Source organism: Micromonospora sp. URMC 105, assembly GCF_051386295.1.
Classification (GTDB): Bacteria; Actinomycetota; Actinomycetes; order Mycobacteriales; family Micromonosporaceae; genus Micromonospora.
Window position 1 is genome coordinate 177,167 of record NZ_JBPQTL010000003.1, and the last position, 6,301, is coordinate 183,467.

The 6,301-nt window shown below is 72.8% G+C and carries 7 protein-coding genes; 3 read left to right on the top strand and 4 right to left on the bottom strand.

Annotated elements, in window-relative coordinates; all coding sequences use genetic code 11:
• The first annotated feature begins 14 nt into the window (after positions 1-14).
• The 3 genes from ACSNN7_RS02190 to ACSNN7_RS02200 all read left to right on the top strand — a co-directional run bounded on the left by ACSNN7_RS02190 (position 15) and on the right by ACSNN7_RS02200 (position 3,745).
• Complete coding sequence (locus ACSNN7_RS02190) at positions 15-1,430, top strand: cytochrome ubiquinol oxidase subunit I (RefSeq protein ID WP_436678810.1); 1,416 nt, start codon at positions 15-17, stop codon at positions 1,428-1,430.
• A gap of 14 nt (positions 1,431-1,444) precedes the next feature.
• Positions 1,445-2,443 carry a cytochrome d ubiquinol oxidase subunit II gene (cydB, locus tag ACSNN7_RS02195; protein WP_436678797.1) on the top strand — a complete coding sequence of 333 codons (999 nt, stop codon included), beginning with the start codon at positions 1,445-1,447 and terminating at the stop codon, positions 2,441-2,443.
• Between the two features lie 111 nt (positions 2,444-2,554).
• Entirely contained in the window at positions 2,555-3,745 is a 1,191-nt protein-coding gene (locus tag ACSNN7_RS02200; protein WP_436678798.1) for a GNAT family N-acetyltransferase, read from the top strand.
• A gap of 56 nt (positions 3,746-3,801) precedes the next feature.
• Here ACSNN7_RS02200 and ACSNN7_RS02205 read toward each other — a convergent pair whose 3' ends face one another.
• From ACSNN7_RS02205 to ACSNN7_RS02220, 4 genes are all read right to left on the bottom strand, one after another.
• Positions 3,802-4,326 (bottom strand): DUF4396 domain-containing protein, encoded by a 525-nt coding sequence (locus tag ACSNN7_RS02205; RefSeq protein WP_436678799.1) that lies wholly within the window; start codon positions 4,324-4,326, stop codon positions 3,802-3,804.
• A gap of 151 nt (positions 4,327-4,477) precedes the next feature.
• Complete coding sequence (locus tag ACSNN7_RS02210) at positions 4,478-5,161, bottom strand: hypothetical protein (protein WP_436678800.1); 684 nt, start codon at positions 5,159-5,161, stop codon at positions 4,478-4,480.
• Positions 5,162-5,228: 67 nt separating this feature from the next.
• Positions 5,229-5,687, bottom strand: coding sequence for a peroxiredoxin (locus ACSNN7_RS02215; protein WP_436678801.1), 459 nt, complete (start codon positions 5,685-5,687; stop codon positions 5,229-5,231).
• Positions 5,688-5,734: 47 nt separating this feature from the next.
• On the bottom strand, positions 5,735-6,301 hold a 567-nt coding region (locus tag ACSNN7_RS02220), incomplete at its 5' end, for a patatin-like phospholipase family protein (protein WP_436678802.1).

Below are 6,301 nucleotides of genomic sequence, written 5' to 3' on the forward strand. Positions count from 1 at the left end.
GCTGGGGGTTCCTGGTGGACGCGTTGGATGTCGCCCGCTGGCAGTTCGGTGTCACCACCGTCTACCACTTCCTATTCGTGCCGCTGACCATCGGCCTGTCCGTGCTGGTGGCCATCCTGCAGACGCTGTGGCACCGCACCGGAAACGAGCGCTACCTCAAGCTCACCAAGTTCTACGGCAAGCTCTTCCTGATCAACTTCGCGATGGGCGTGGTCACCGGCATCGTGCAGGAGTTCCAGTTCGGCATGAACTGGAGCGACTACTCCCGCTTCGTCGGTGACATCTTCGGCGCTCCCCTCGCGATCGAGGCCCTGGTCGCGTTCTTCCTGGAGTCGACCTTCATCGGCCTGTGGATCTTCGGTTGGGACCGGCTGCCGAAGCGGGCGCACCTGGCCAGCATCTGGGCCGCCGCCATCGGCACCAACCTCAGCGCCTACTTCATCCTCGCGGCGAACTCGTTCATGCAGAACCCGGTGGGCTACCGGATCAACCCGGAGACCGGCCGCGCCGAACTCACCGACTTCGTCGCCGTGCTCACCAACAAGGTCGCGCTGATCACCTTCCCGCACACCCTGGCCGGCTCGTTCCTGGTCGCCGGCTCGCTGGTGGTCACCGTCGGGCTCTGGCACCTGATGCGCAACCGCGGCAGCGCCGACACCGGGGCGTACCGGTTCGCCACGAAGTTCGGCTCGTGGGTGGTGCTGGTCTCCGCCACCCTGGTGGTGATCACCGGCGACATCCAGGGCAAGATCATGACGCAGGTGCAGCCGATGAAGATGGCCGCCGCCGAGGGCCTCTACACCACCGAGAGCCCCGCCTCGTTCTCCGTGCTCACCGTGGGCAGCCTCGACGGCACCCGCGAGCTGTTCGCCATCAAGATCCCGTACCTGCTGTCGTACCTGGGCACCGGCGACCCCAACGGCACCGTCCACGGCATCAACGACCTGCAGGCCCAGTACGCCGCCCAGTACGGGGCCGGCAGCTACACCCCGATCATCCCGGTCACCTACTGGAGCTTCCGCTTCATGATCGCCTTCGGGCTGGCCGCCGCCGCGATCGCCCTGCTGGTGCTCTGGTCGCAGCGCAAGGGCCGCACCCCCACCAGCCGGTGGCTGCTGCGCGCCGGCCTGGTCATGCCGGTGCTGCCCCTGCTCGCCAACTCCTTCGGCTGGATCTTCACCGAGATGGGCCGCCAGCCCTGGATCGTCTTCGGCGAGATGCTCACCCGCGACGGCGTGTCCCGCAGCGTCTCGCTGGCCGAGGTGCTCACCTCGTTCACCGCCTTCACGCTGATCTACGCCACCCTCGCGGTGATCGAGTTCAAGCTGCTGGTCCGCTACGCCCGCGCCGGCGTACCCGACCTCACCCCCGATCCCGCGATCGACGACAGCCACGACGACGCCGAGCGCCCGCTCGCCTTCGCCTACTGATCCGGAGCCCACCCGTGGAACTGACGACCGTCTGGTTTCTCCTCGTCGCCGTGCTCTTCACCGGCTACTTCATCCTCGAAGGCTTCGACTTCGGCGTCGGCATGCTGCTGCCCGTCCTCGGCCGCGACGACCGGGAACGCCGCGTCCTGATCAACACCATCGGCCCGGTCTGGGACGGCAACGAGGTCTGGCTGATCACCGCCGGCGGCGCCATGTTCGCCGCCTTCCCCGAGTGGTACGCCACCCTCTTCTCCGGCTTCTACCTGCCGCTGCTGCTGATCCTGCTCGCCCTGATCGCCCGCGGGGTGGCCTTCGAGTACCGGCACAAGCGCCCCGAGGCGTCCTGGAAGCGCCGCTGGGACACCGCCATCTTCGTCGGCTCCGTCGTACCGGCGGTGCTGTGGGGCGTCGCCTTCGCCAACATCCTGCGCGGTGTGCCGCTGGACGCCGAGCACGAGTACGTCGGCGGCCTGGTCGACCTGCTGCACCCGTACGCGCTGCTCGGCGGGGTGACCACCGCGGCGCTGTTCCTCACCCACGGCGCGGTGTTCATCGCCCTGAAGACCACCGGCGAGGTCCGGCAGCGCGCCGGCGCGCTCGCCGTGCGCCTGGGCGTGGGCGCCGCGGTGGCCGCGGTGGCGTTCCTGACCTGGACGCTGAGCATCCGCAACAGCGCGGCCGCCGTCGTGCTCGCCGTCGGCGCGGCGCTCGCCCTGCTCGGTGGCCTGGCCGCCGCCCGGGTACGCCGGGAGGGCTGGGCGTTCACCGGCACCGCCGTCGCGATCGGCCTGGCCGTGGCGACCCTGTTCGCGGCGCTGTTCCCGAACGTGCTGCCCTCCACCCTCGACGCCGCCGGCACGCTGACCGCCACCAACGCCGCCTCCACCCCCTACACCCTCAAGATCATGACCTGGGTGGCGGTGATCTTCACCCCGATCGTGCTGGCCTACCAGGGTTGGACGTACTGGGTGTTCCGCAAGCGGATCGGGGTAGTGAACATCCCGCAGCACTGAACCTGCGGGGGCGCGGGACGCGGGGCCGGGGCGAGGGGGTCGCACCGGCCCCGCGAGCTGCCTGCCGAAAATCGCTGCACCGGCACGATCCGGCGCCGCTATGGTGGCCCGATGTCCGACACCGTGCACGTGCGTGAGCTCACCGACGACGAACTCACCGACGCCTGGAACCTCGGCCGGCACGCCTTCGGCTCCGACCCGCAGCCGCCACCGCACGCCACCGCCGCGATGCCCGGCCTGACCCGCTACGGCGCCTTCGACCACACCGGCCGGCTGCGGGGCAAGGCCGTCGACCTGCACCACGAGCAGTGGTGGTCCGGCCGGGCCGTGTCCGCCGCGGACGTCGCCGGGGTCGCCGTCGCGCCCGAGGCCCGGGGCCGTGGTGTCGCCCGCGCCCTGCTCACCGGTCTGCTGCGCGGCGCCCACGACCGGGGCGCCGCGGTCAGCGCCCTCTTTCCCACCGTCACCGCCCCCTACCGCGCCTGCGGCTGGGACGTCGCGGGGGTGCTGCGCACCGTCGACCTGCCCACGGTGGCGCTGCCCCGGCACCGGCCGGCCCCGCACCTGACCGTCCGCGCCGGCACGCCCGCGGACCTGCCCGCCGTCGTCGCGCTCTACGAGCGCCTCGCCCGGGACCGGTGCGGGCTGCTCACCCGCCGCGGCGCGCTCTTCGACCGCGACTACGGCGGCGACAGCCTGCCCTTCGACGGCCTGACCCTCGTCGAGCACGACGGGCAGCTCGCCGGCTACGCCGGCTGGGACCGTGGCCGCGGCTACGGCGGCGACGCCGTGCTCACCGTCGAGGAGGTCTTCGCCTGCACCGCCGACGCCGCCCGGGAACTCGTCGCCGTCCTGGCCAGCTGGCACAGCGTCGCCCCGACCCTGCGGCTGTGCCTGCTCGACGGCGACGCGATCAGCGCCCACCTGCCGCTGGAAGCCCTGCGCGAGCACGAACAACAACCGTGGATGCACCGGCCGGTCGACGTCACCCGCGCCGTCGCCGCGCGTGGCTGGCCGGCCCACGTCCGCGGCCACGTCGAGTTCCGCCTCACCGACGAGCTCGCCGACTGGAACACCGGCACCTGGCGGCTGGAGGTCGCCGACGGCGAGGCGCAGCTCACCCGCGTCACCGCCGAGGCCGGCCTGCACCTGTCGGTACGCGGCTTCGCCCTGCTCTACAGCGGCGCCGGCACCGCCCGGTCCGTCGCCGACGCCGGTCTGCTGCGCGCCGCCGGCACCGACCCGGGCGCCTTGGACCTGCTGGCCTCAGGGGGAGCGGCGCAGCTGCTGGACTACTTCTGAGCCCGCCCGCACGTCGGCCGGGCCTCCTTCGGTTCGCAGGCCCGGCCGACTCTGCGTCAGTGCGCGTGGTGGTAGGAGTGGACGACCGCGTGGCCCTTGCCGCGCGAGATCAGCCACCGGTTGACCGGCGTGGTGAGCACGAACGCCACCAGCAGCGCGAACGCCAGCGACGCCCAGAACACCCAGCTGGTCAGCCCGGCCTCCATCGCACCGGGCACGGCGAGCATGACGGCGTTGTCGAGGATCTCCATCACCGCGATCGACACGGTGTCGGCGGCCAGCGCCACCTTCAGCGCGCTACGCACGTCCACGCCGGCGCGCAGCACCCCGCGCATGGTCAGCGCGTAGCCGAAGACGAACGCCAACGCGACCGCGAGCACGACGGTGGGCAGGGCGGACCAGCCCAGCGCGGTGCCGATGACCATGCCGAGCACCTCGCCGATCGCGCAGCCGGTGAGGCAGTGCAGGGTGGCCTGCGCGGCCACGCTCCAGGACGTCGCCGCCGCACTTGGCGCGGCGCCGGCAGGCGGCGGGTGATGGTGACCGGCGGTGGCCTGGTGCTGATGGGTCCCGTGATCCATGACAGGAGCCTCCCTTCGACTCCACCGAACATACCCCCCGGGGGTATGCTCGGGAAGTGGTCGGGCGAGTGAGGGCGGCGACAGCACCACCGACTGACGACTGCGCGCCGCACCCCGGCCTGGGCCGGGATGCGGCGCGCGGCCGTACCCGTCAGCGCGCCTCGCGCAGCTCCGCCAGCCGGGCCTCGATCTCCGCCAGCTCCGCGCGCAGCTTCTCCGCCTGCTGCTCCGCCTCGGCCCGCTCGGAGGCCAGGATCTGCTCCACCGCCTCCTGCACCCCGGGCACGTCGACCAGCGCCACCATCTTCAGCGCCTCCGCCGGCTTCACCACGTACGGCTTCGCCAGGGCCTTCGCGCCCTGCTGCGCCGCCACCGTCCACTCCCCGTCGGCGTACGCCAGGGTGACCGTCAGACCCGCCGGCCCCTTCGGCTTCGCGGCCTTCACCGCCCGCCGGGCCGGCTTCGCCTCCACCTGCTGCTCCACCTTCGACTCCTCCCGGCGCGGCGCCGGCACCCGGTCCAGCACGAACTCCGGCGCCGCCGGCGCGGCCGGCGGCTGCTCCACCTGCGGCTCCGGCTTCGGCTCGGCCACCTTGCGCCCCGTGCCCCGGGGCGCCACCGCCACGTCGGCGGGGGAGAAGGGCAACTCGTCGCGGCCGAAGCGCACCACCACGAACTCCTCGGACACCTCGGGGTCGGTCAGCTCCACCACCTGGCCCACCTGCCCGGCGATCTGACCCGCCGAGGCGGTGAACACCACCTTGGGCTTGCGCCCGGCAGCCAACGCCTCCCGGATGCCCTGCACCTCGTCCTCGGACAAACCCTGGCCCGCCATCACAGCCCTCTTCCGTACACGTGTTTGATTGCTGCCTTGATACCAGCCGGGCCCGACAACCGGAAGATCAACCCCCCAGTGCCCGCAACGCCCCGTCGGCGTGCTCGTTCATCCCCAACTCGTTGTGGATCACCGCGAGCACCCGCCGGTCCTGCCCGATCACGAACGTCATCCGCCGCATGCTCAACGGCCCCAACGGCAACCGCCGCCGCACCCCGAACCGCTGCGCCACCACACCGTCGACATCGGAGAGCAACGGATAGTCGAACCCGTGCCGCCGCGAGAACTCCGCCTGCTTCTCCACCGGGTCACGGCTGATCCCCACCCGCTGGGCGCCGACCGCCGCGAACTCCGCCGCCAGGTCCCGGAAGTGGCAGCTCTCCGCCGTGCAGCCCCGCGTCATCGCCGCCGGGTAGAAGAACAACACCACCGGACCCGCCGCCAGCAGCTCCGACAGCCGCCGCGACGCGCCCGTCTGGTCCGGCAGCGCGAAATCCTCCACCAGGTCACCGACACCCACACCCACCGCGCACCTCCACCGATCGACCGACGACGCGCGGTGAGCCTAAGGGATCAACCCCACACCCCGGCCACCTCGGCGGCCACCGCCTCGGCCTGCGCGAACCCCGCCCGCGCCGCCGCCGCCCGCCGCGCCGGGTCCAGCACGTTGCGGCCGATCGCCGCCCGCGCCGCCCGGTCCGGCGACACCACCGCCACCCGCGCCACCGACCGCAACGCCGCCACCTGCGCCGCCAGCCGCGGCATCGGCCCGAACGCCGACGTCACCGGCGCCAGCACCACCACCCGCTCCGCGCCGGCCGCCAGGTCCGCGTTGACCGTCGAGCGCACCCCACCGTCGACGTGCCGGCGGCCGGAGATCGTCACCGGCGGCCACACCCCGGGCACCGCGCAACTGGCGCCCACCGCGTCCACCAACGACACCCCACTGTCCGCGTCGAACACCACGAACTCGCCCGAGTGCGCGTCGACCGCCGTCACCAGCAACCGCCGCGCCGGCCACTGGCGCACCGGCAACCGGGCCTCGATCACCGCCCGCCGTGACGCCTCCGACGGGGTACGCGCCGCCAGCGCCATCGCCCCCACCCGCGCCCGCGACGCGGTGCGGGCGCGGGCGCGGGT